The sequence below is a fragment of the Cytobacillus sp. IB215665 genome (genome assembly GCF_033963835.1).
GTDB lineage: Bacteria > Bacillota > Bacilli > Bacillales > SM2101 > Nanhaiella.
In genome coordinates this window covers 27203-51429 of sequence record NZ_JAXBME010000019.1, presented here as the reverse complement: position 1 = coordinate 51429, position 24227 = coordinate 27203, and the positions used below count along the sequence as shown (strand labels likewise).

The following is a 24227-nucleotide window of genomic DNA, read 5'->3' as shown; positions in this document are numbered from 1 at the left end:
GAGAAAGTAACTATACGTGAAATAATAGTACTTTCACCCGTTTTTCTTGTTATATTCGACAAACAATAACTACGAAAAAGAGCCTAATAGAATGAAAGGTGATTAATATGAACTATAGAGAGCTAGGAAAGACAGGAATGCAAGTATCAGAGATAGGTTTTGGTGCATGGCAATTAGGCAACAAACAAGATTGGGGGGAAATGAGTGAAGAGTATGCGATTCAACTAATTCATGAAGCAATTAGTCAAGGTTGTAATTTTTTTGATACAGCTCCTAACTATGGATTAGGGAAAAGCGAAGAGTTACTCGGCAAAGCGTTGGAGGGCAAGCGAGATCAAGTAATTATTAATACTAAATTTGGTCACCATCCTAATAATGTTCAAGATTTTGATGTGAGTTTATTAAGACAATCTCTTGAAGCTAGCTTAAAGCGTTTAAATACTGATTATGTCGATTCGATCTTATTGCATAATCCGCCATTTGAATTTCTAAATGGAAATAGTCCGCATTATGAATTGCTAGAATGTTTAAAAGAAGAAGGAAAAATACGTGCTTATGGTGCATCGGTTGATTCCAGCCGTGAATTATTTGAATTACTAGAAACAACAAACAGCCAAGTGATTGAAGTCATGTATAACATCTTCCATCAGGAACCTGCAAAAGCATTTCAACTAGCAAAAGACAAAGGTGCTGGCCTTATTATTAAAGTTCCACTAGATTCTGGTTGGCTTTCTGGCAAATATAACGCACATAGTACATTTGAAGGTGTACGTAGCCGTTGGTCGAAAGAACAAATTGAAACAAGAGCAAACTTATTGACGCAGTTATCATTTTTAACAGCTGATGGAGCAACTATGGCACAGGCTGCCTTACGTTTTATTCTAGCTAGGTTTGAAGTATCAACCGTAATCCCTGGATGTAAAAATATTGAGCAATTGACAGAAAACGTATCAGCAACTGAGATGGCATTGTCGGATGAGGATGTAAAACAAATCCGACACCTTTGGGAGAAAGAACTTGAAAATGAGCCGTTACCTTGGTAATTTTATGGTTAGTTTTTTTCAGCTAGCTGTTTTCGACTTGATTATTTCTTTTCGTACTAAGAAATAAATACGAATACACAAAGCATTCGTGGTAACTTTTCTCATTTAAAACGTTAAATTAGTCTAATTAGCAACAAATTTTATGAAAGAGCCTTACTTAATGACCCTAACCTTTATAGGCAGGGTCATTTTAATTAGTTAGGGCAGAGTCGCCACCAGTTGCCTTGATGTATTGTTTTTTAACTAGAATAGGGAAACCTTGACTAGATAATACTTAGAAAATGTTTTAAGTGAAGGCGTTTCTCGTAAATTTTGTTACTGAGAAAGAAAAGATGCCTCGAACGTTATTCATATTCGTGTTTAGTTCTTTTTACGAAAAGGAACAACTAATGCGTAAGTAGCCTCTAGTAACGAAGAAGTATGTAAATATCTATATGATGAAGAATTGTATACGAGTATGGATGATGCAAAAGAGTTTATAAGAGAGTATAGTCATGCTGAGGCAAAAGGTCGAAATAGGTGGTGTATCGTTAGAAAAGAAGATAATCAACAATTAGGTACATGTGTATTCCATTACTGGGACCGTTATAATCATATTGGGGAAATTGGCTATGATTTATGGCTTGATTATTGGGGGGAAGGATATATGAAGGAAGCCTTGACTACTGTGATTGATAGTGGCTTTAAAAATATGAATCTAAATAGAATTAATGCATTTGTGGAGATAGAGAATGATCAATCCAAATATTTACTTGAATCTTTAGGGTTCCAAAATGAAGGAATCTATCGTGAAAAACACTTATATCGTAGGAAGTATTATGATCATTACTCATATTCACTATTAAAAAGAGAGTGGGTTGAACACTACAGTGCTCATTAACTTGTAACCTATGTCACTTCGCCATATCATCTAAAGAAATGAACGTCCCAGTGAAATGGCGAAGAATAGGATGTATACACTCTGATTGTTCGTATTCTATACGAGTGAAAATTTATTGATAACATATTCCTCTACAACCTGTGCTACACCATCATTCATATTTGTATCGGTAACAAGGTTTGCTTTTGCTTTGATGTCATCAGGAGCATTACCCATGGCTACGCCAAGACCAGCAAATTCAATCATCGTAAGATCATTATAGCTATCGCCAAATGAGATCACTTCTTCTTGCTTTATTCCGAGCTGCTTAATGAGGAAATCTAAACTGGCTCCTTTTGTAACACCTAAAGATGTAAATTCTAAGAAAAAAGGTTTTGATCGCAGGACACATAATTCCCCAGCTAGCTCAGCTTGTAGCTTGTTCTCTACTTCTATTAACCTTTCAGGCTCTGCTAACATTAATGTTTTCACGACAGAATCACTGACTGCCTCTTTGAAACTGCTTACTTGTTGCACTGGTAATCCTGTTAACTGACTTTCGATGGCGGAAAATTTATTTGGTGTTTCTGTAACAATTGAATCTCCCACATACGTTAAGATTGCAACTTCTTCCCGCGCACTTAAATCGTACAAACGGTGAGCCGTTTCAGATGAAAGTACATTACTATATAATTCTTCTTTTGTTTGGCAATCAATAATTTTTGCTCCATTATAAGACAGAATATAACTTCTGAATTTTTCTAGCTGGAGCTCTGATGCAATGGGAAGCATTCCAAATGTTGGACGTCCAGAAGCAAGAACAACTTTTACGCCAATTTCTTGTGCCATCATTAATGCATTTTTTGTGCGGGGTGAAATAGTTTGATCATCTCTGAGCAAGGTATCGTCTAAATCAAGTACAATCATTTTATATTGAATAGTCATCTTGGTAGTTCCTTTCTTGTTTGCTTGAACTCTATTATACTACTACAAATAACATTTGTTAGAAATGAAAAAAATAGTACATTTATTTTTATAGTAATTAAATTGTATTAAAAGCAATATAATGTATTAGCGTATACACTTAAGTTTCCTAAGATTTTATACTTGTGCAGTTGTACATAATGAAAAATATATTACCAATTGAGTGATGTTATGTAGAAACTGTGAAATGATGTTACATTATATTGTAGATATAATGTTAATGGTATATATTAGAAATGAGGAAGATAAGATAAAATAATTTACTTTCTCTTTTTCAAGAGTATGGGATTAGTCGTATATTGCGTGGTTTAGTAAGATTACATGTGAAAACATTCACAAAATAAAGGAGTTGAATAATGATGTCTTGGATAAAGGGTCCTAAAATGGCTGTTTTATGGACATTACTTAGAATTTGGTTAGGGGTACAATGGATACAAGCAGGTTGGGAGAAAGTTACAGGCGAATTTGATGCGTCTGGTTTTCTGCAAGGTGCTATCGGTAAAGCTTCAGGAGATCATCCAGCTGTTAGTGGGTGGTACGCAACATTTTTAGAAAATGTGGCGGTTCCTAATGTAGGGTTATTTAACTTTTTAGTAGCTTGGGGAGAACTATTAGTTGGTATAGGACTAATCTTAGGTGCTGCAACAATTCCAGCACTAATTGCAGGAGCATTTATGAACCTAAATTTTTTATTGGCAGGAACAACTAGTACAAATCCGATTCTATACACTGTAGCATTTATATTATTAGGAGTAGGTACAGCAAGCTATTATTGGGGTGTCGATCGGTTTGTAATTAACTACGTTAGAAACCGGCAAGGAAAAGAGAGCATTAATTTTAAGCAATAACCAAAATAGCATGTAAAAAAATAGATTTGTGTCTAAAAGGTCTGAACCTTTTAATTTATACACATCGTGTATAGTGAGGTTCAGACCTTTTCTATTTTCTATGATTTCATATCTGAAAGTTAGAGCTAAAACACGTAAATTTTTATATGGTATAAGTAATTAACCTTTTTGTCTAGCATTACTTTGTCTTATGCCTGCAGCATCGGCACGGGCTTGAGCTTCTAAATCCTCTTGATCAGCCAACTCCCGTGAAAATTCCTCGTTAATCCCATCAAACTTCAAATTTCTAGGGACTTGTGGAAGACCTGCCTTGTTCTTATCTCGCGAATTTTGTCCACGACTTCTACCCATAATACGATCACTCCTTTAATTATTTTAAGAACATTTAACTGTAAAGCTGTTTCGCGGTGTTGACCTTTTTGCTGTCAACTATTAAATCCATTTACATGCAAAACCGTCTCTTAAAAACACTACAAAAAAGATTCTTTAACAAACATTAATAGGGTGAACAGATTTAGGTAAAATATGCATGATAAAATAACAGTTCTTTGTCAAAGCTGTTTTCCATAGTCTTTGTTAATGATGGGCTTGTTTACTTGTGAATCCACCAGCTTGATCAGCCATTTTGAAATCTCTAGCATATGAAACTTCTTGGGCATTACTTAATGTGCTTTTTGTCTTATCGCGTCTTTTTTTTCTATCTACCATCATTCAACCCCCTTTTTAGGTATGTATTTTTAGTGTCACCATACATATGATAATCAATGCATAAATCATTGAATCCTTTTTCATGTCAGTATCTCTATGTTAGATTGAGGCATACAAGGTGAAGGTAAGTAGTTATTTCACTAGTAGTGCTGACAACGCATCCTCTAAATGCTGATAACGAAATGTAAAACCTTCTACTGAAAGGACATCTGGCAAAACTTTCTGCCCTTCAACAATAAGCATACTCATTTCGCCAAGTAGTAGCTTAAGGGCGATAGCTGGCATAGGGAGCCAATGAGGTTTTCTCAAAGCTTCTCCTATTTTCATGCCAAACCCTTTCATCGTTTCGGGGTTAGGAGCAGTAATATTAACTGGCCCATGCACGTTTTTATTACTAATTACGTAAGCGATAGCTCTGCATACATCATCAATATGAACCCAAGAAAGCCATTGCTTTCCTGAACCGACTGTACCTCCGATAAACAGCTTGTATGGAGTCATCATCTTAGGTAATGCACCTTCACTTTTTCCGAGGATAATTCCGAACCGAGCAAATACTGTTCGAACATTATATGACTGTAAAGCATTAGCCGAGTTTTCCCATGCTGAAACTGTCTTTGCTAGGAAATCAGTTCCGATGGTTTCGTCTTGTTCTGTAAAAGTAAAAGCTTCAGATGTACCGTAAACACCGATTCCACTTGCATTTACTAAGATATCAGGTTTTATTTCTAGATTTGTAATGATTCTAATTATTTCATTTGTGGCATTGAGCCGACTATTAACAATTCTTTTTTTACGATTTTCAGTCCATCGACCACTATTAAGAGACTCACCTGCTAAGTTTATAAAAGCAGTCATTCCGTTCAACTGACTCTCAGGGTTACTATCATCATTAAGCCATGTAACATAGTGTATAAGTGGGTTGTTATGAATTAGATTTTCCTTTCTAGTTAAAATGAAGCATTCATGCCCTTGATCAACAAGATATTGGGTAATTGCTTTACCAACAAACCCTGTACCACCAGCAATAGCTATTTTCACTCCACTCACTCCTAACCATTAAATACCATTTCCTTCATTATAAATCGTATACTCCTTTTAACACTAATTTTTTGCTAAAATTAAATGAGGGGTGATAAGTTTGGCTTTTATTACAAAAATAGTTACGCAAAAGAAGAACTCTGAGCGATATAATGTTTATCTTGATAGAGGAAAAGGTGAAGAATATGCATTTAGTGTCGATCAAGATGTTCTTATAAAATATAATCTTACAAAAGGCAAAGAAGTTGATGAGCTAGATGTTGGAGAAATTCAGTTTGCAGATGATGTGAAAAAAGCTCATAACGTTGCAGTACGATATTTGTCTTATCGAATAAGGTCGATTAAAGAAATTGATGATTATTTGAAAAAAAATGAAGTCCCAGAGCAAATCATTCAAGAGGTAGTACATAAGTTACAAGAAGCTAATTATGTAGATGATGAGCAATTTGCGTTGGCTTACGTACAAACACAAATTAAAACGTCTATAAAAGGTCCGGACAGAATAAAAAGAGAATTGAAAGAAAAAGGAATTTCAGCAAGATATGCAGAAAAAGCGATGAATACGTATACTACTGAGTTGCAAATTCAACACGCAATGAAACATGCTGAGAAAATAGCTAAACAAAGTGCTAAGCTTTCAATACTAAACATAAAACAAAAAATTGAACAAACTTTAGTTCGAAAAGGGTTTTATTGGGATATTATACAAATTGTAATAGAAGAAATTTCAGAAATTACTGGTCAAGAAGAAAATAATGAGTTGGAGGCGTTACAGCATCAAGCTAGCAAGATAAACAACCGTCTGAAGAAATATACTGGGTGGGAATATGAGCAAAAGTTGAAGCAAGCACTGTACCGCAAAGGGTTTTCTATTGAGTTAATTGAGGAATTTATTCAAAAGAACAAGCCCTTTGAGTAATAGGTATAAGACTAGAAGACAAAATGCCTCATCAAGTGAAAGAGCTTTAATGCTTGTCGGGGAAACGAGGCGCTGCCGCTATTATATTGTCCAGCTCCAGCACCTATCCCCTCGAGTCGTTTCAGCTATTAAACAGAAGACAAAAAGCGTCTTCTGTTTAATAGCTTCCAACGCTTGTCGAGTCTGAACAATCGGCTCTTCTTTTCTGGTTGTCCAGCTCCAGCACCTATCCCCTCGAGGTCACTTCACCATTTCAAGGCAAAAAAACGCAATCATAGTCTTTGACTCCAATGCTAATCGCATATTTGACTCGTAAATACGGTGATTTGACTCGTATAACTGAGTAATTGACCCGCAAATATAGTGAATTGACCCATATAACTGAAAATTTCACCCGAAATATGGACGATGAAATTCCACTGCTACCAAAGGCCGGTGCTGGTGTTAGGTAGAGTTGAATTGAGTTCGCTCAGCTTTCCTTATCACTCTATGATAATTTCTGGACGGCCGTCGTCTAGTTCAATGATTTTTTGTGCAACTTCTAAAGGTGACCGAAGGCGATTTTTATCCTTTATATGGTCGGATTCTTCCCAAAATGGTGTATCCATACCACCCATATATACAGCTGTCAATGATACAGAAGTATGTTCTAATTCTTTAATTAAACTTTCAGTGAAACCTCTAATAGCGAACTTACTAGCTACATATGCAGATTCGTTCACTTTCCCTCGCAAACCAGCGGTGGATATAATGTTCATAACTTTGGCTTCAGGTAATGATAAAAGATAAGGTAAGCATGCCTTTGTTAAATTGATAGTTCCAGTTACATTTGTTTCAATCATATCATTAATATTCGAATATGTTAGGTCTGGTAAGCTACCGAAGTAACCTATGCCGGCGTTGTTAATAAGCATTGACACATTATATTCTTTTAATAGGTTAGGAATTTGTAATTCAATTTCATTAGCCTTGCGTATATCCATTTTGTATACAAAGGCGCGTCCTCCAGCTTCATTAATCATAGATTGAACTTTGTAAAGCTTATCTAGTGATCGGCCAGCTAAGACAATATTCTTGCCACTTTGACTGTATTGGACGGCAAGTTCTTGCCCTAAGCCGGAACCTGCTCCAGTAATTAAGATTGTTTCTGTCATGTTGAATTCTCCTTATGCGTTTAAAAATGATTGTGGTTCAAAATTTTATTGATATTTTACCACAACTATGCTTAAACTAATAAATATTGTGAAAATATCCTTATAATGAAATTTACTATGTGAATCTTTTAAGTAAAATGAGTACTTTTTATCAGGAAAACGCTTTACATAAACTATAATCAAATACGTTCACAAATAAGCCATAAAAGATTGTGAAATCCAGCACATAGTTCGAGTATAATGATCTGTGTGTTTAGATTAGATGATCAAATTTTGTTGTTATTGCTTCGGGCACTTACTGCCATCTAAAATGAAAAAGTACTATCCCACTTGCTACTCTTATGAACAAACAATTTTTTACCTTTGCCTACAGAGAATGTAGGCTTGTTTAAGTATTGTTAGGAAGTATGTACTTTTCTTAATGGCTCTTTTCGTAAATTTTGTTACCTAATGTGAACCGTAAAGAAGTAGTCATATATAGATGACATGATTTAAAGAACAGTGTACATGTTTTTTCTTCTCGGAAACAGCTTTCTTAATAAATGAAAAAGGTGATCGATATGAATTTTTTAGAAATTATTACGGCTTCATCCCCTATATTAGCAGTTTTTATTTTCTTAGTCATTTTAAGGCTACCTGCAACAAAGGCTATGCCGATTAGTTTAGTTCTAACAGGCATTATGGCGTTGCTTTTTTGGAAGATGCCATTTGTTCAAGTTGCAGCTGCGACAATTGAAGGTTGGATTATAACCATTTCAATTTTGTGGATTGTATTCGGTGCAATTCTATTGCTTAATACGTTAACAAATAGTGGTGCAATGGATTCAATTAGGAATGGATTTTTAGGAATTACACAAGACAGACGTGTACAAGTCATTATTATAGCATGGTTATTTGGTTCGTTTATTGAAGGAGCTGCTGGCTTTGGAACGCCTGCTGCCATTGGTGCACCTTTACTAGTTGCATTAGGTTTTCCTCCTTTAGCCGCAGTTGTTTTAGCACTCATTGCAGATAGTAGTGCTGTATCGTTTGGTGCAGTTGGTACACCAGTTATTGTTGGAGTTAATCAAGGTCTTCAGCAAGGTTCCTCAGTTGCACCTCAAGTGGTCGAATCACTTGGTACTGATTCATTAGGAGTATATTTACAAAATGTTGCTAAACAAGCTGTTTCAATTGACATTCTTATTGGTACATTTATTCCTTTAATCCTCGTTATCATTTTAACGCGCTTTTTCGGTGAAAACCGTTCTTGGAAGGAAGGCTTACAAGTATGGAAATTTGCTTTGTTTGCAGGGTTAAGCTTTACTGTGCCTGCCTTTATCGTGGCTACCTTCCTTGGGCCGGAGTTCCCATCAATTATCGGTGGACTTGTTGGTCTAGCTATCGTTATTCCTGCCGCTAAAAAAGGTTTCCTTTTACCAACAAAGCATTGGGGTTTTGGTGATAATGAACAGCAACATGAAATTAATGAACATATAAAGACAGAAGGTGAAGGTAAACAATCACTTTCTATACTAATGGCATGGATTCCATATTTGTTAGTAGCCTTGTTACTCGTTCTTACACGTATTGATGTGCTGCCATTTAAAGATATGCTCCGTTCAGTAAAGGTTGGTATGGGTAATATTCTTGGCACAAACATAAGTAATTCCTTCGAGCCGTTATATCTACCAGGAACTGTGTTTCTCGTAGTCGTATTAATAACAGTGTTTTTGCACCGTATGTCAGCAATAGCAGTTAAACAGTCCTTTGTTACTTCAGCAAAAACGCTAGTAGGAAGTGCGATCGCATTAGGTACAGCTCTACCGATGGTTCGGATTTTCATAAACTCTGGGGAAAATAGTGCGGATTTATTAAGTATGCCAATGGAGTTAGCTCTAATGGTTTCAAATGCTGTTGGAAATGCTTGGCCTCTTGTTGCGCCAATTATTGGGGCACTAGGTTCATTTATATCTGGTAGTGCTACGTTTAGTAATATGATGTTCTCGTTATTCCAATTTAGTGTTGCTGATCAAATTGGTGTAAGTAATCAATTAGTATTATCACAACAAGTATTAGGGGCAAATGCAGGTAACATGGTTTGTGTACTGAATGTTGTTGCTGCTGCATCTGTTGTAGGACTCTTAGGTAAAGAGGGACAAATTATCCGTTTTACGATTATTCCGATGTTATATTATGCAATAACAGCAGGTATAATAGGTTTAATTATTTCATTTATTGTTTAAATCCTGCTTTGTATCTTGTTAATAATGCATTATACTATTAATAGGTTATTATCGCAGTGATTGTTGTATTTTGTACAAAGGAGTGACACTCTTACAAGTAGTATGCGTGGCTTCAGTTTTCCATTCATAAGATAACAATCGCATAGCTATTTTAATCTAATAGCGATAAATTTGGATCAAAGTCATTAATAAATATGAATATGAATAGATGGGAAATCAGGTGGGGGACACTACTTCACCTGATTATCATTTCTCATAAATAAGTTCATTAATACGATAACGGAGTGTAGCTACACATGGGTGAGAAACGTTTTAGTGAAATGTCTGAGTTTGAACTAAAGAGTGAAATTGGACACCTTTTAGAAAAAGCGCGTAAAGCAGAACAACTTGGCATGGTTAATGAATTTGCCGTACTAGAGCGAAAAGCTGTTATAGCAAAGGCTTATTTATTAAATCCTGAAGATTTTTTGCCTGATGAAGTGTATGAATTAGAAGGCGATGTAGGAGTTCATTTTGTAGTGAAATATATAAATGGCATATTCGCTTGGGGGAATCGAACAGGTCAAGAAGATAGTGAGGAAGGTATTCCGATTTCAATGCTAGGGAAAAAAGTAAAGACAAAATAAGAGAGGGTATACCCCTCTCTTATTTTGTCTTTACATACAATTATTAACTGCGCTTTCTCGTTTGATTTTCTAATATGATTAAGTTTTGTGCTTGCTGTGTTTCACCATTTACTTGAGCATGAGCATGTTTAGGGTTAGCACCTGGCTGTTGATACGGATTAGAATAACGGTTATCAAAAAAACGTTTTTTAGTATGCTTAGCCACTATTACACCTCCAAGGTTAAGGAAAAGTAATACTTATTTAATAAGAGTTTTGCCTTTGACCTGAAGCCCTCATTCTTTCCTGAGGGTGAGTATTAATCGTTCCATTTGCTCGTTTAGATGCATATTCAGCTTTCGCACGTGGTTCTCCTTCGAACTTTTGGTTGTTTTGATTGGGAAATCCTGTCGTTTTATTTCTTACCAAATCTCTCCACCTCCTAATTATAGATGTGTTCAGGAACACATTATTAGTATGAGGAGATACACGGGGCATATGTATGAGTAGAAATGAAAATATGTGGATAAACAAATAATAGACGGTTTTCTTTTTTCTACTAATTTTTACAACAGCTTGGGGAAGGGTCAGACGTGACAACTTTTTTGAAAAGTGTGAAGTTTGACCCTTTTAGAAGTTCTAGCTTAGTATGTCATCATGTTTAATTTTTTTCTAAGCTTTTGATCACTAAATACCCATCCTGTATATGAGCTTATTATATTTAAGTCTAAATCAAGTTGAACAACTGCGACGAATGGGTAATGTCCTTTGCTACGATACCGTAAATCAATAAATTTTACTTCGTAATAATCATCAAACTCATTGATTACCCAACGATAAATAGGTGAGAATGATAAAAATGCTGACAAGTTTTCATCTTTTTTGGCAGCATCAATGATCGGTGAATTAGGAACAGGATGCTTTTCATATTTATCATGTAAAATAATATCATCATCCATAGCTCTTGCTACATAAAAGTTATTTTTTGTAGCTATAGCCAAATGCCATTGATTAAATTTAAATGTAGGAGATATTGTTATACTTTCGACATCTTTATGATGTTTTAAAATCGAGTTAGTAATTTGTCGCTGTTTAATCAGTCGTATCACGTAGTAGATAGCAATTATCATATACATTGTCAAAAAAGTATAACCTGGATAGGCTCCTAGCTTCCATACGAAAATACCAAGAATATGCATAATGAATATAAAAGGGTCGAAGGTATTTATTACGCCTAGAGCAACCCATTTTTTTGTAAAAGGTCGCAGAGCTTGTGTCCCATAAGCATTAAAAATGTCGACAAAAACATGGAGGATTACAGCTAGAAATGTCCAAATCCATATATGTAGCGCATTCCCACTAGGAAATATAAAATATAAAACGAAAGTGATTAACAAAGGCCATAGTAATACCGCAGGAATAGAATGTGTAATGCCTCGGTGATTTCGAATGTATTTTGCATTGTTAAATTTCAATATTGTATCTAGATCGGGTGCAAGTGAGCCAACAATAGCTCCTATCATGATGCCTTGTGCAGTTATTGAATCAGCTCCTGCTATCGGATCAAGTGTTGCTAAACCACCGATAGCAATTCCCATAACTATATGTGTTCCAGTATCCAATCTTGATCCTCCTTAATGGAATATTATATGGCATTTGAACGTTTCTGGGGAACAGAAGAACATGTCAATAATACAAACATATTGGTTTTGCTCTATTCTTATTTAATGTAACCAAATACCAAGATTTCTAAAGGGGTTTTTTTAATGGAAGTAAGCTTAAAGATGTTTGTTGAGTATCCTATAAATGATCTCCATATTTATCAATATGAACAAGTTATGGAGGATGTGTTATTCTTTCTAACAGAATTTGAAGCAGCAAAGATTGAATGGTATAGAACTTCTAGCGGTTATATTGAATCATTTTATCTTCCTACAAGATCTCATTATTTTGCACTTCGAAAAGTTCGTAAGCAAAAAAATCATTCTATTTTTGGTCAATTTGAAAAGTTTGTCGATGGTGGGTTAAAAAATATCCACAGTTGGGCTATTGTTAGCTAGGTATCAATTTCATCTTTAGTGTAACATCTAGGAGGTATATCGTGAAATATTATGACAATATTTTAGAAAACTTTAACATTGAACAATTTCAAGATGATCTACTTCATTGGTTTGAAAAGGAACAGCGTCAGTTACCTTGGAGAGAGGATCAAAATCCTTATAAAGTATGGGTATCGGAAATCATGTTACAACAAACGAGAGTAGACACTGTAATCCCATATTTTCAACGTTTTATTGATAAGTTTCCTACGATTGAAGTGCTGGCAGAAGCAAATGAAGATGAAGTGTTAAAAGCTTGGGAGGGACTAGGCTATTATTCACGTGTACGTAACTTACATACTGCGGTAAAAGAAGTGAACGAGAAATATAATGGTGTCGTTCCGAATAACCCTGAAGAGATATCAAAGCTAAAGGGGATAGGCCCATATACGAAAGGTGCTATATTAAGTATTGCCTATGGAATACCAGAACCTGCAGTAGATGGAAATGTAATGCGGGTATTAGCAAGAATTTTGTCTATTTGGGAGGATATAGCTAAAACTAGTACGAGAAAATTATTTGAAGAATTGATTAGAGATTTGATTTCAAAGGAGAATCCATCACACTTCAATCAAGCTTTAATGGAACTTGGTGCATTGATTTGTGTACCCGGTAAGCCAGCTTGTTTATTATGTCCAGTTCGGGAGCATTGTCGAGCAGTGGCTGAAGGTGTACAGGGTGACCTTCCAGTTAAAAGCAAAAAGAAACCACCTAAACGTAAATCGATGGTAGCGGTTGTGTTAACAACGAATGATGGCAAAGTATTGATTCATAAACGACCGAAAACAGGTCTTTTGGCTAACTTATGGGAATTTCCAAATTGTGAGCTGTTTACAGACTTAGGGACTCCAAAAGAACAAATAAAAGCCTTTGTTGAGAGTGAGTATAAGGTGAATTGTAAAATAGGTAGTCAAATAGCAACTATTGAACATGTGTTCACACACCTTATATGGAATATTACTGTATATCAAGGAGAAATCATTGGTAATGTCGATAATACACTAGATTGTGAAATTGTAACAAATGAAGAAATGGAGAAATACGCTTTTCCTGTTTCACATCAACGTATATATGAACAATTTCAAATGGTAAAATAAGCTTCTACTAATCGAGTTAAGGGTTAAGAATGTTATACTCCTCCTCTTGACTCGATCTCTTCAATAATCTCTCTATGGATTGTTTGACCTTCCACATTTAAATAAGGTGTTATTTGCTGTAGCGAATGATGAAAAAAAGACAACTCTTCGTTCTTCCATTTGTTTTTTGCCATCATTGACAACTCGGTTAGATCACGACCTGAATACATGTTTATTCACCCCTTTTTATTTGCGTAATTTCTCCCATTGTTATTTTTACTTTTCTCATGATTATATATACTGAATTATAGAAGTTGTTCATCTGAATCAATGATGTGATAAAATATTCATCAGCATGTGAATAAAGGAAAAGGAGCTTGATTTAATTGACAGATAAAGTAGCACTCGTTACAGGAAGTAGTAGAGGGATTGGAAAGTCAATTGCACTTGAGCTAGCGCAAAAAGGATATCATATTGTAATTAATTATAACCGAAGCAAAAGTGCTGCTCTCGAAGTGGCAAAGGAGATAGAATCTCTAGGTAGAAAAGCATTGCTTATAAAGGCTAATGTAGGGAGTATTGAAAAAATAAATGACATGTTCAGCGCTATTGAGGATACATTTGGTAGGCTTGATATCTTCGTAAATAATGCTGCATCAGGTGTACAACGTCCTGTCATGGAGCTAAAAGAGTCTCATTGGGATTGGACAATGGATATCAACAGTAAAGCATTATTATTTTGTGCTCAACAAGCCGCCAACCTGATGGAGAAAAATGGCGGTGGAAAAATTGTTAGCATTAGCTCATTAGGATCCATAAGATATTTGGAGAATTATACAGCAGTTGGAGTGTCGAAAGCTGCTTTAGAAGCTTTAACACGATACTTAGCTGTTGAATTATCTTCTAAAAACATTATAGTCAATGCAGTATCAGGAGGTGCTGTTGACACTGATGCACTAAAGCATTTTCCTAACAGAAAAGACATGTTGGAAGATGCCCGTAATCATACACCAGCTGGTCGAATGGTAGAAGTAGAAGATATTGTGAAAACAGTATTATTTTTAGTTTCGGATGATGCACAGATGATACGTGGCCAAACGATTATAGTTGATGGAGGAAGATCATTGCTCGTTTAGAATATGAAAAATATCATTTTTTTTGGATAGTCCTTTCACCTTCTGGTTACATTATATGTCGTGGAGGTGATTAATAGTGGCAAAAAACCAAAATCAACAGCCTAACAAAACAGCTTCTGGAACGAATATTCAACAGGTAAAGCAGCAAAACGCGCAAGCTGGACAGTACGGAACAGAATTTGCGGGTGAAACTAATGCTCAAGAAGTGAGACAACAAAATCAACAAGCAGAAGCGCAAAAAAATCAAAATAACCAAAATAACCAAAATAACCAACAATACTAAGAATCACCAACAGGCACTTCTTATTCACGTATAAGAAGTGCCTTTTTAAATATAGGCTTATTAAATAGCTTGTTTTTCTAAATATTTCAGAAGAATGTTTTGTGTAAAAAATACGATATGAGGCGAAATAAATCATATTTCTATAAGCTCAATTGTTCCTATGGGTTAATTTGCTATTTCAAACAAAAGGCAATGTGAAATTCAGCTTGACGATACCCTGCTTCTATCCATAGAATTTGGACTTATTATGAGAGGAATTGACAGTATCAGAGCTTTTATTAAGTTCAATTGTTTTAAATTCTCAATTGAACCGTTATAATAAGAGAAACAGGAAATAATTCTTTGGTAACATTTTGAAGCAAATTTAGGTTCAATAGTTTCCAAAGCGTCCAATGAAAGTAGGGGAGAAAGATGGGTTTTCCCATGGAAGGAGACAAAATACAAATACATAGCTACAAACATGATGGACATATTCATCGCATTTGGGAAGAAACCACAGTTTTAAAAGGGACGAAAAACTTGGTTATAGGTGGAAATGATCGGACGATGGTTATTGAATCTGATGGTCGAACATGGATAACGAGAGAACCAGCAATTTGCTACTTCCACGCCAAACATTGGTTTAATGTGATAGGTATGCTAAGGGAAGATGGGGTATATTTCTATTGCAATATTAGCTCTCCTTTTGTATGGGATAAGGAAGCTATAAAATACATCGATTATGATCTGGATATAAAAGTATTCCCAGATATGACGTATGTACTTTTAGATGAGGATGAATATGAGCAACACCGCAATCAAATGAACTACCCTGAAGTAATTGATCGCATTTTGAAAATGAATGTTGAACAATTAGTTCATTGGATTCGACAAAGAAAAGGTCCTTTTTCGCCTGATTTTATAGACATGTGGTATGAGCGTTTTTTAACATTTCGGGGATAATTCTTACATATAGGTTCTCATTTGTATCATGCCTCTATACGTAAACTTTGTTGTTGTGATTACTAAATGAGAACAGCAAATAATGATTTTTTCAGTTGGTATCCTTTTTAGACAAGAAATGCACGAACATTTGAATTATTTGTATTTATTCCTTGATACGATGGAACAGCTTTATTAAATGTACGATAGTGAGGTCAAGTTGAGTAAATCTTTCACTTGATCATTTTTATTTAGCTTAGACAAGTTCACCATTTTGAGGTGTTAATTTGAATAATATTACGAGATATTTACGGTTTGTCAAACCGTATAAATGGCATGTAATAGGAACAGTTTTAATTGGCATTATTAAATTTTCTATACCTTTAATTATTCCGCTGTTATTAAAATACGTAATAGATGATGTTATAGGTAATCCAAATTTAACAACAGACACTAAAACTGAAAAGTTAATGACGATTATGGGGATTATGTTCATTATTTTTGTACTTGTTCGTCCCCCGGTTGAATATTTTCGTCAATATTTCGCCCAATGGACAGCTAGTAAAGTATTATTTGATATTCGTAGCAATCTCTATCAACATATGCAAAAACTAGGGCTTTCATATTATGCGAACACTCGAGCTGGCGAAGTAATTTCACGAGTGATTAATGATGTGGAGCAAACAAAATCCTTTGTTATTACCGGCTTAATGAATTTATGGCTAGATATGGGAACCATTGTCATAGCCATCATTATAATGTTTACAATGGATGTGAAGCTAACGCTTGTTTCTATCATTTTACTGCCACTATTTGCGGTATCTGTCAAATTCTTTTTTGGGCGTCTTCGTTCATTAACACGACAACGTTCACAGGCATTGGCACAAGTACAAGGACATTTACATGAACGTGTTCAGGGAATACCAGTCATCAAAAGCTTTGCTATTGAGGATTATGAACAAAAGCAATTTGATCATCATAATAATCATTTTTTAACAAAGGCATTGCAACATACAAGTTGGAATGCAAAGGCATTTTCGATAGTGAATACAATTACAGATATATCACCACTTATTGTAATTAGCTATGCAGGTTATGAAGTCATTCAAGGAAGTCTTTCAGTCGGTACGATGATTGCCTTTGTAGGATATATAGATCGTTTGTATAATCCGTTAAGGAGATTAGTTAATTCATCAACGACTCTTACTCAAGCATTTGCCTCAATGGACCGTGTATTTGAATTTATGGATGAGAAATACGATATTACTGACCGTCAGGATGCAATTGAATGTAAAGATGTGAAAGGGGAAGTAGCTTTTTCTTCTGTCTCTTTTAAGTATAGCGAAAGTGAAGCTCCTGTTATTAATCAATTATCTTTACATGTCAATAGAGGTGAGACGGTTGCATTTGTAGGAATGAGTGGTGGTGGAAAATCGACTCTTGTAAGTCTACTTCCACGCTTTTATGATATAACATCAGGTTCAATTAAATTAGATGGTGTCGATATTCGTAATTACAAGGTTCGTTCATTAAGAAATCATATTGGGATGGTATTGCAGGATAGTATTTTATTTAGTGAATCTGTGAAAATGAATATATTACTAGGGAAGCCAGATGCTACTGATGAAGAGGTGATTGCAGCAGCAAAAGCAGCAAATGCCCACGAGTTTATTGTAAATCTATCTGAAGGTTATGATACAAAAGTAGGTGAACGTGGAGTTAAGCTGTCAGGGGGACAAAAGCAAAGAGTTGCAATCGCACGTGTCTTCCTAAAAGATCCGCAACTACTAGTTTTAGACGAGGCAACTTCTGCATTAGATTTGGAGAGTGAGCACCTTATACAAGAGGCGTTAGAACAACTTGCGAAGGAAAGAACGACGTTTATCGTTGCTCACCGTTTGTCGACTATTACTCATGCAGATAAAATAGTTGTTATTGAACATGGTCAAATTGTTGAGGTAGGTACTCATCATGAATTAATGAACAAAAAAGGTAGCTATTATCAATTGTTTACAGTACAACAGCTTAATCAAGAAGAAATGGCATAGGACACTCGTTGTTCTATGTTTTTTTGTCTACTTCAATGCCTGTTTATAATAGGTTTTTCATTCACATTTAGGAAAAAAGTACTAAAGGTATAATAATTGTAGAAGGTGAAAGAGTTGTAAGGTATACGCTTCGATTATTTAGAATGTGAAAGCGACAAAAAAGTATTATAATGCTTCTCAACTTTATCTCGTTAAAGGAGAAGATGAAAGTGAAAAATTCGGAAAATTTAGTATTGTAATAATATAAAATGAATGGCATAATGATACATATATTTATTTTAACTAGTATAATAATTTTGAATTAATAATATGTTTTGAGAGGGGTATTTTTTTGCGAAAACGTCCAATTCTCGAAGTGAAAGGATTAAGAACGTCCTTTTTTACTGATAGTGGAGAAGTTCCTGCAGTTGACGACATAGATTTTTACCTTCAAGAGGGAGAAATGTTAGGAATAGTTGGTGAATCCGGCTGTGGAAAAAGTGTTACCTCTCTATCGATAATGGGGTTGATTCCAAAACCTCCAGGAAAAATAGTTGCAGGTGAGATACTATATAACGATGAAGACTTAACAAAGTCTTCAGAAAAAAGAATGCGTGATATTAGAGGGAATGATATAGCGATGATTTTTCAAGAGCCAATGACCTCGCTTAATCCGCTATTCACGATAGGGCAGCAATTAATTGAAGCATTACGAATACATACTGACTTAAATAGAAAAAACGCACGGCAGCGTGCAATTGAATTATTAAATTTAGTAGGCCTCCCACGGGCTGAAGAATTAATAAATGAATATCCTCATCAGTTATCTGGAGGTATGAGGCAACGGGTAATGATAGCAATGGCCATGCTATGTGATCCGAAAATTCTTATAGCTGATGAGCCTACAACTGCACTTGATGTTACGATTCAAGCACAAATTTTACGACTGATGAAAGATTTAAATAAAAAAATGAATACTGCGGTTATGTTAATCACCCACGACTTGGGCGTGGTAGCGGAAGTTTGTCAGCGAGTTGTTGTCATGTATGCAGGTAAGATTGTAGAAGAAGGCGACGTTAGAACAATTTTCAAAAATCCTAAACATCCATATACAGTTGGATTAATCAAATCTGTTCCTGATATTCGTCATAAAGCAGAACGTCTTTATTCAATACCAGGTAATGTTCCTAAACCAGGCTCTATCAATCAAGGCTGTCGCTTTGCTGAACGGTGCTCTCATGCAATGGAACGTTGCTTCACAGAAACACCTCCACTCTATCAATCAGATGAAATAGGGCACCGTGTACGCTGCTTCTTACATGATGAAAAGGAGGTAGACAGTTATGACAGAACAGTTACTACAAGTTAAAGGATTAACGAAACACTTTCCAATTAATGGAGGAGTGCTAAATAAAAAGATTGGTGAAGTGAAAGCTGTTGACGGTGTATCTTTTTACGTTAAAAAGGGCGAAACCTTAGGTTTAGTCGGTGAAAGTGGTTGTGGGAAATCCACAACAGGTAGAACGATACTTAGACTATTAGAACCGACTGAAGGCCAAGTGTTATTTGAGAATAAGGACATCACTCGCCTTTCAAAAAATGACTTAAGAAAAATAAGGCGCGATATGCAAATGGTATTTCAAGATCCGTTTGCATCGCTAAATCCACGTCATACTGTGGAAAAAATACTAGAAGAACCGCTGATTGTTCACGGTATCGGAACGAAAGAGGAACGAAAAAAAAGAGTACTAGAAATGCTTGAAGTCGTTGGGCTAAGCAACTACCATGCGAAGCGCTACCCACATCAATTTAGTGGAGGTCAACGCCAAAGAATTGGTATTGCGAGAGCACTAATGACAAAACCAAAGCTTATCATTGCTGATGAGCCAGTATCTGCTCTTGATGTATCTATTCAATCGCAAGTACTTAATCTTCTTGAAGATTTACAAAAGGAGTTTGACTTAACATATTTATTTATTGCTCACGATTTAGGTGTTGTTAGGCATATTAGCGATCGTGTTGGTGTAATGTATTTAGGTAGATTAGTAGAGTTAGCAGATAGTGAAGAACTTTACAATAATACGCTACACCCGTATACGAAAGCTTTACTATCTGCTGTGCCAATACCTGACCCTGATTTTCAAATGGAAACAGAGGTTTTGTCAGGCGATATTCCGAGTCCATCAAATCCTCCTCAAGGGTGTGCTTTTCACACGAGGTGTAGTGAATGCATGGATATTTGTAAGTCAAAAAGACCTGAATTAAAGGAAGTTGAAAAGGGTCATTATGTTGCTTGCCATTTATTTGAATAGTAAGCAATATTGATGATAAATAACAATTATTACAAGGGGGAAAAGTGTGCAAATGAAGAGAAAAAATCTATTTATGACATTCATATTTATACTTATGCTGTCACTTGTCGTTGCTGCCTGTGGTAAAACAGAAGATACGAGCTCAAGTGAAGGCGTAGAAGAAACAGAACAAGAGCAAGAGCAAACAGAAGAAGAAGCTACTGAGCCTGAAGAGGAAGCAAAGCCAAAAGAGCTTGTCTTCGGACGTGGTGGTGACTCAGTAGACTTAGATCCTGCAATCGTTACAGATGGCGAGTCTATGAAGGTTGCTAAAAATATTTATGATACGTTAGTAGAATATGGTGATCAAGATACAACTATAAACCCTTCATTAGCTGAAGATTGGGATATATCTGATGATGGTTTAGTTTATACGTTTAAGTTACAACAAGGCGTTAAATTCCATGATGGAACTGATTTTAATGCTGATGCTGTTGTATATAACTTTGAGCGCTGGGCAAATGGAAGCAAAGGTGAATTCTACTACTACGGCTCAATGTTTGGTGGCTTCAAAGGTGAAGAAGGTCACGTTATTAGTGAAGTATTAGCTGAAGATGAATATACAGTGAAATTTACATTAGCTGTACCACAGTCACCTTTCTTGAAAAACTTAGCAATGACACCATTTAGTATTGCTAGCCCTTCAGCAATTGAAGAGTTTGGTGATAACTTTACAGAAAACCCTGTAGGTACAGGTCCATTTGTCTTTAAAGAATGGAAGCGTGATGAGCGTATCGTTCTTGAAAAAAATACAGATTATTGGTTAGCGAACTACCCATTATTAGATAAAGTAACATTCATGGCAATACCAGATAATGCTGCACGATTTAATGCGCTACAAAGCGGTGAAATTGATTTAATGGACGGAATAAATCCTTCAGATGTGGACTTAGCTGCAAGCAATGGAGATTTACAAGTGTTTGAACGTCCTTCCATGAACGTAGGCTACTTAGGGTTAACGAGTACGAGAGGACCATTACAAGAGAAACTCGTTCGACAAGCATTAAATCATGCTGTTGATAAAGAAGCATTAATTACAGCCTTTTATGCAGGCCAAGCAGAGCCAGCGAAAAACCCAATGCCACCTAGTATTTCAGGATATAATGATGACATTGTAGATTATCCTTACGATTTAGACAAAGCGAAAGAATTACTTGCAGAAGCAGGATATCCTGATGGCTTTGAAATGGAATTATGGGCAATGCCTGTACCAAGACCTTATATGCCAGAAGGACAAAAGGTAGCAGAAGTTTTACAAGCTGAATTTGCAAAAATCGGAGTAACAGCTAACATCGTAACATTTGACTGGGGAACATATTTAGATAAGGCTCGTGATGGTGAAGCTGATACATTCTTATTAGGCTGGACTGGTGATAATGGAGATGCTGATAACTTCTTAAATGTATTATTAGGTGGAGATAGCATCGGAGGTAATAACTATTCATACTATAATAATGCTGAAGTAAATGAGCTGTTAAAAGAGGCACAAACGACAGCTGATGAAGATACTCGTAATGACTTATATAAACAAGCTCAAGAAATTATTAAAGATGATGCACCTTGGATTCCACTCGTTCACTCTAAACCAATGTTAGCTGGTAAAGCAAATATCACTGGGTTTTTACCACATCCAACTGGATCTGATAAACTAACGAAGGTTGACTTTAAATAACGAATTTTTGGAAGGAGAGTGTAAAAGCTCTCCTTTCTTATCTATTAGCGTTTTTCTTATTCAGTAATAACCATGTACAAAACTAGCATTTGCGGCAATTTGTCATTTGTCAAATGAGGACAACTTTATATAAACACTTAGTTGATTACAATTGCAAGAAAGTTTATGAAAAGAGCTTATTTAGTTGTATTGATTAGTTTGTAAGAAAGAGGTGAACATATTGCTATCATATACTATTCGCCGTATCTTGATGCTCATACCAGTTCTGTTAGGTATGTCGCTTATCGTCTTTGTAATGCTACGTGCAATTCCAGGTGATCCTGCACAAATTATGTTAGGTCAGCTTGCCTCAAAAGAAGCCATTGAAGCATTGTCAATAAAGCTTGGTTTAGACCAACCTTGGTATATTCAATATTTTTCTTATTTAGGTAATTTGTTAACTGGTGACTTGGGAGAATCAATTACGACGAGTCAGCCAATTAATGAAGAAATCTGGCCTTATCTTGCAGCAACAATTGAACTTTCATTTGCTGCAATGCTTATTGCTATTATTCTTGGTGTTAATGCTGGAATTATTAGTGCTTGGTTTCAAAATTCTTGGTTTGACTATATTGCGATGTTATTAGCCTTAATTGGCGTTTCGATGCCAATATTTTGGCTTGGATTAATGGAGCAATGGGTGTTTGCAGTGCAATTAGAATGGTTACCGACAACCGGGAGAGAATCAGTTCGTGACCCAGTTGAACCTATAACGCACTTATTTATAGTTGATACGTTACTACAAGGTAGAACTGATCAATTTGTAGATGTTATTAAACATCTTGTTATGCCGAGCTTGGCACTAGCAACGATACCGATGGCAATTATTGCTCGGATTACACGATCAAGTATGCTGGAAGTTATGCGCTCAGATTATGTTCGTACAGCGCGAGCAAAGGGAGTACGAATGTTTTGGGTCGTTTATAAACATTCCTTGAAAAATGCTGTTATCCCAGTTTTAACAATTATTGGTTTACAAACAGGACTATTATTAGGTGGAGCCATTTTAACAGAGACGATTTTTAGCTGGCCTGGTATCGGAAGATATATAGTTGATGCAATTTTTGCTCGTGACTATCCTGTTGTTCAATCTGGAATGTTAATTGTTGCTACTATCTTTGTGCTGATTAATTTAATTATTGACCTTTTATATTCAGCTATAGATCCACGTATTAAGTATGACACAAAGTAACAGGAGGGGAAAATGGCGGAACTTGCGAGGGAGAAAACCCCTTTAAAACAAACAGATACGAAAGAAGATGTGTCATCTCCATGGAGAGATGCATGGAAAAACTTTAAGAAAAATAAACTTGCGGTAATCGGTATGTTTATCATTTTATTCTTTGTTATTGTGGCATTAGTAGCACCTTACATCGCACCGTATGATTATGCTGAACAAAACATTGTTAACCGTTTACAGCCACCATCTAGTGACCATTGGTTAGGTACTGATGACTTTGGTAGAGATATATTTTCCCGCATAATTTTTGGAGCTAGAATCTCTTTAACAGTAGGGTTTTTTGCTGTATTAGGTTCTGTTGTAGTTGGAACATTACTAGGTGTTATCGCTGGATACTACGGTCGTTGGGTTGATGTTGTAATTTCAAGATTATTTGACATTATGCTTGCTTTTCCAAGTATGCTACTAGCGATTGGAATCGTTGCTGTATTGGGTCCATCACTTAGGAATGCATTAATTGCAATAGCTGTCATCAATGTACCTATATTTGGCCGATTAATTCGCTCAAAAGTCCTTAGTGTAAAACAGGAAGAGTATATAGTAGCTTCAAAGGCTATTGGCATGAGTGACTCAAGAATACTATTACATCATATTTTGCCAAATAGTATGGCTCCAATTATCGTTCAAGGAACACTTGCTGTTGCCACAGCAATTATTGAAGCAGCAGCACTAGGGTTTTTAGGGTTAGGTGCACAACCTCCTGAACCAGAATGGGGAAAAATGCTTGCAGATTCAAAAAATTATTTAATACAAGCCCCATGGACGATGATATTTCCTGGCCTTGCCATTATGCTTACTGTATTAGGGTTCAATTTAATGGGCGATGGTCTTCGAGATGCATTAGATCCAAAAATGAAAACGTAAAAACAGCTAACCTCACTTGTTAGCTGTTTTTTTATTATTACTAAAGGCACAGTCATAATAATAGTACCAAAGAAGGTTATAAGGTAATCTTCCGGTTATATGATTCCGATACACCCCAGTTGTTTTGTACAGTT

The 24227-nt window shown here is 35.7% G+C and carries 25 protein-coding genes and 1 pseudogene; 17 read left to right on the top strand and 9 right to left on the bottom strand.

Annotated features, from left to right (window positions below; translation table 11 throughout):
* Positions 1-107 precede the first annotated feature (107 nt).
* Positions 108-1043 carry an aldo/keto reductase gene (locus SLH52_RS19065; RefSeq protein WP_320210836.1) on the top strand — a complete coding sequence of 312 codons (936 nt, stop codon included), beginning with the start codon at positions 108-110 and terminating at the stop codon, positions 1041-1043.
* A 418-nt stretch (positions 1044-1461) separates the two neighbouring features.
* Positions 1462-1923: pseudogene (locus tag SLH52_RS19060) on the top strand (GNAT family N-acetyltransferase); the annotation flags it as partial.
* A 96-nt stretch (positions 1924-2019) separates the two neighbouring features.
* Here SLH52_RS19060 and SLH52_RS19055 read toward each other — a convergent pair.
* On the bottom strand, positions 2020-2841 hold the full coding sequence (locus tag SLH52_RS19055) for a Cof-type HAD-IIB family hydrolase (protein ID WP_320210873.1): 822 nt from the start codon (positions 2839-2841) through the stop codon (positions 2020-2022).
* A 404-nt stretch (positions 2842-3245) separates the two neighbouring features.
* Between SLH52_RS19055 and SLH52_RS19050 the strand changes: the two genes are divergently transcribed.
* Positions 3246-3734, top strand: coding sequence for a DoxX family protein (locus tag SLH52_RS19050; RefSeq protein WP_320210835.1), 489 nt, complete (start codon positions 3246-3248; stop codon positions 3732-3734).
* Between the two features lie 159 nt (positions 3735-3893).
* On the opposite strand, the gene SLH52_RS19045 is transcribed toward SLH52_RS19050, so the two are convergent.
* The 3 genes from SLH52_RS19045 to SLH52_RS19035 all read right to left on the bottom strand — a co-directional run bounded on the left by SLH52_RS19045 (position 3894) and on the right by SLH52_RS19035 (position 5483).
* Positions 3894-4085, bottom strand: a complete 192-nt coding sequence (locus SLH52_RS19045; RefSeq protein ID WP_320210834.1) for a YfhD family protein — start codon at positions 4083-4085, stop codon at positions 3894-3896.
* 225 nt (positions 4086-4310) lie between these two features.
* The gene (locus SLH52_RS19040) at positions 4311-4442 is read right to left on the bottom strand and encodes a YfhE family protein (RefSeq protein ID WP_214480500.1); all 132 of its coding nucleotides are present in this window, start codon (positions 4440-4442) and stop codon (positions 4311-4313) included.
* A 132-nt stretch (positions 4443-4574) separates the two neighbouring features.
* On the bottom strand, positions 4575-5483 hold the full coding sequence (locus tag SLH52_RS19035; protein ID WP_320210833.1) for a TIGR01777 family oxidoreductase: 909 nt from the start codon (positions 5481-5483) through the stop codon (positions 4575-4577).
* Between the two features lie 91 nt (positions 5484-5574).
* On the opposite strand from SLH52_RS19035, the gene recX reads away from it, so the two are divergent.
* Entirely contained in the window at positions 5575-6402 is an 828-nt protein-coding gene (gene recX, locus SLH52_RS19030) for a recombination regulator RecX (protein ID WP_413785563.1), read from the top strand.
* A gap of 482 nt (positions 6403-6884) precedes the next feature.
* Here recX and SLH52_RS19025 read toward each other — a convergent pair whose 3' ends face one another.
* Positions 6885-7556 carry an SDR family NAD(P)-dependent oxidoreductase gene (locus SLH52_RS19025; protein ID WP_320210831.1) on the bottom strand — a complete coding sequence of 224 codons (672 nt, stop codon included), beginning with the start codon at positions 7554-7556 and terminating at the stop codon, positions 6885-6887.
* Positions 7557-8116: 560 nt separating this feature from the next.
* On the opposite strand from SLH52_RS19025, the gene SLH52_RS19020 reads away from it, so the two are divergent.
* Together SLH52_RS19020 and SLH52_RS19015 are read left to right on the top strand one after the other, a co-directional pair.
* Entirely contained in the window at positions 8117-9781 is a 1665-nt protein-coding gene (locus SLH52_RS19020; protein WP_320210830.1) for an L-lactate permease, read from the top strand.
* A 296-nt stretch (positions 9782-10077) separates the two neighbouring features.
* Positions 10078-10407: a YfhH family protein gene (locus tag SLH52_RS19015; RefSeq protein WP_320210829.1), complete on the top strand. Its 330-nt coding sequence runs from the start codon at positions 10078-10080 to the stop codon at positions 10405-10407.
* Positions 10408-10450: 43 nt separating this feature from the next.
* Here the strand turns inward: SLH52_RS19015 and SLH52_RS19010 are convergent, their stop codons facing one another.
* The 3 genes from SLH52_RS19010 to SLH52_RS19000 all read right to left on the bottom strand — a co-directional run bounded on the left by SLH52_RS19010 (position 10451) and on the right by SLH52_RS19000 (position 12007).
* On the bottom strand, positions 10451-10612 hold the full coding sequence (locus SLH52_RS19010; protein WP_214480494.1) for a YpzG family protein: 162 nt from the start codon (positions 10610-10612) through the stop codon (positions 10451-10453).
* A gap of 37 nt (positions 10613-10649) precedes the next feature.
* On the bottom strand, positions 10650-10814 hold the full coding sequence (locus tag SLH52_RS19005) for a small, acid-soluble spore protein K (protein WP_214480493.1): 165 nt from the start codon (positions 10812-10814) through the stop codon (positions 10650-10652).
* A 215-nt stretch (positions 10815-11029) separates the two neighbouring features.
* Positions 11030-12007 carry a metal-dependent hydrolase gene (locus SLH52_RS19000; protein ID WP_320210828.1) on the bottom strand — a complete coding sequence of 326 codons (978 nt, stop codon included), beginning with the start codon at positions 12005-12007 and terminating at the stop codon, positions 11030-11032.
* 144 nt (positions 12008-12151) lie between these two features.
* Between SLH52_RS19000 and SLH52_RS18995 the strand changes: the two genes are divergently transcribed.
* Both SLH52_RS18995 and mutY read left to right on the top strand, forming a co-directional pair.
* Positions 12152-12445 (top strand): hypothetical protein, encoded by a 294-nt coding sequence (locus SLH52_RS18995; RefSeq protein ID WP_320210827.1) that lies wholly within the window; start codon positions 12152-12154, stop codon positions 12443-12445.
* Between the two features lie 41 nt (positions 12446-12486).
* Entirely contained in the window at positions 12487-13581 is a 1095-nt protein-coding gene (gene mutY, locus SLH52_RS18990) for an A/G-specific adenine glycosylase (protein WP_320210826.1), read from the top strand.
* A 32-nt stretch (positions 13582-13613) separates the two neighbouring features.
* Here the strand turns inward: mutY and SLH52_RS18985 are convergent, their stop codons facing one another.
* Positions 13614-13790 (bottom strand): hypothetical protein, encoded by a 177-nt coding sequence (locus SLH52_RS18985; RefSeq protein WP_320210825.1) that lies wholly within the window; start codon positions 13788-13790, stop codon positions 13614-13616.
* A gap of 156 nt (positions 13791-13946) precedes the next feature.
* Between SLH52_RS18985 and fabL the strand changes: the two genes are divergently transcribed.
* From fabL to nikC, 9 genes are all read left to right on the top strand, one after another.
* Positions 13947-14696 (top strand): enoyl-[acyl-carrier-protein] reductase FabL, encoded by a 750-nt coding sequence (fabL, locus tag SLH52_RS18980; protein WP_320210824.1) that lies wholly within the window; start codon positions 13947-13949, stop codon positions 14694-14696.
* A gap of 76 nt (positions 14697-14772) precedes the next feature.
* Entirely contained in the window at positions 14773-14979 is a 207-nt protein-coding gene (locus SLH52_RS18975; protein WP_320210823.1) for a gamma-type small acid-soluble spore protein, read from the top strand.
* A 411-nt stretch (positions 14980-15390) separates the two neighbouring features.
* Positions 15391-15921 (top strand): DUF402 domain-containing protein, encoded by a 531-nt coding sequence (locus SLH52_RS18970; RefSeq protein WP_214480486.1) that lies wholly within the window; start codon positions 15391-15393, stop codon positions 15919-15921.
* Positions 15922-16187: 266 nt separating this feature from the next.
* The gene (locus SLH52_RS18965) at positions 16188-17948 is read left to right on the top strand and encodes an ABC transporter ATP-binding protein (protein ID WP_320210822.1); all 1761 of its coding nucleotides are present in this window, start codon (positions 16188-16190) and stop codon (positions 17946-17948) included.
* A gap of 331 nt (positions 17949-18279) precedes the next feature.
* Positions 18280-19296, top strand: coding sequence for an ABC transporter ATP-binding protein (locus SLH52_RS18960; protein ID WP_320210821.1), 1017 nt, complete (start codon positions 18280-18282; stop codon positions 19294-19296).
* Positions 19271-20239, top strand: coding sequence for a dipeptide ABC transporter ATP-binding protein (locus SLH52_RS18955; RefSeq protein WP_320210820.1), 969 nt, complete (start codon positions 19271-19273; stop codon positions 20237-20239). Before SLH52_RS18960 ends, SLH52_RS18955 begins: the two co-directional genes overlap by 26 nt.
* 52 nt (positions 20240-20291) lie before the next feature.
* A complete protein-coding gene (locus tag SLH52_RS18950; RefSeq protein ID WP_320210872.1) occupies positions 20292-21950 on the top strand; it encodes an ABC transporter substrate-binding protein in 1659 nt (552 codons plus the stop codon).
* A gap of 220 nt (positions 21951-22170) precedes the next feature.
* On the top strand, positions 22171-23181 hold the full coding sequence (locus SLH52_RS18945) for an ABC transporter permease (protein ID WP_320210819.1): 1011 nt from the start codon (positions 22171-22173) through the stop codon (positions 23179-23181).
* 12 nt (positions 23182-23193) lie between these two features.
* The gene (gene nikC / locus SLH52_RS18940; protein WP_320210818.1) at positions 23194-24093 is read left to right on the top strand and encodes a nickel transporter permease; all 900 of its coding nucleotides are present in this window, start codon (positions 23194-23196) and stop codon (positions 24091-24093) included.
* Positions 24094-24227 lie beyond the last annotated feature (134 nt).

What these genes read in the sequence shown, in the direction of transcription:
- SLH52_RS19065 (WP_320210836.1), top strand. Translation starts at nt 108, where the DNA reads ATGAACTATAGAGAGCTAGGAAAGACAGGAATGCAAGTATCAGAGATA.
- SLH52_RS19050 (WP_320210835.1), top strand. Translation starts at nt 3,246, where the DNA reads ATGTCTTGGATAAAGGGTCCTAAAATGGCTGTTTTATGGACATTACTT.
- SLH52_RS19045 (WP_320210834.1), bottom strand. Translation starts at nt 4,085, where the DNA reads ATGGGTAGAAGTCGTGGACAAAATTCGCGAGATAAGAACAAGGCAGGT.
- SLH52_RS19040 (WP_214480500.1), bottom strand. Translation starts at nt 4,442, where the DNA reads ATGGTAGATAGAAAAAAAAGACGCGATAAGACAAAAAGCACATTAAGT.
- SLH52_RS19025 (WP_320210831.1), bottom strand. Translation starts at nt 7,556, where the DNA reads ATGACAGAAACAATCTTAATTACTGGAGCAGGTTCCGGCTTAGGGCAA.
- SLH52_RS19020 (WP_320210830.1), top strand. Translation starts at nt 8,117, where the DNA reads ATGAATTTTTTAGAAATTATTACGGCTTCATCCCCTATATTAGCAGTT.
- SLH52_RS19015 (WP_320210829.1), top strand. Translation starts at nt 10,078, where the DNA reads ATGGGTGAGAAACGTTTTAGTGAAATGTCTGAGTTTGAACTAAAGAGT.
- SLH52_RS18995 (WP_320210827.1), top strand. Translation starts at nt 12,152, where the DNA reads ATGGAAGTAAGCTTAAAGATGTTTGTTGAGTATCCTATAAATGATCTC.
- SLH52_RS18985 (WP_320210825.1), bottom strand. Translation starts at nt 13,790, where the DNA reads ATGTATTCAGGTCGTGATCTAACCGAGTTGTCAATGATGGCAAAAAAC.
- SLH52_RS18970 (WP_214480486.1), top strand. Translation starts at nt 15,391, where the DNA reads ATGGGTTTTCCCATGGAAGGAGACAAAATACAAATACATAGCTACAAA.
- SLH52_RS18955 (WP_320210820.1), top strand. Translation starts at nt 19,271, where the DNA reads ATGACAGAACAGTTACTACAAGTTAAAGGATTAACGAAACACTTTCCA.
- SLH52_RS18950 (WP_320210872.1), top strand. Translation starts at nt 20,292, where the DNA reads ATGAAGAGAAAAAATCTATTTATGACATTCATATTTATACTTATGCTG.
- nikC (WP_320210818.1), top strand. Translation starts at nt 23,194, where the DNA reads ATGGCGGAACTTGCGAGGGAGAAAACCCCTTTAAAACAAACAGATACG.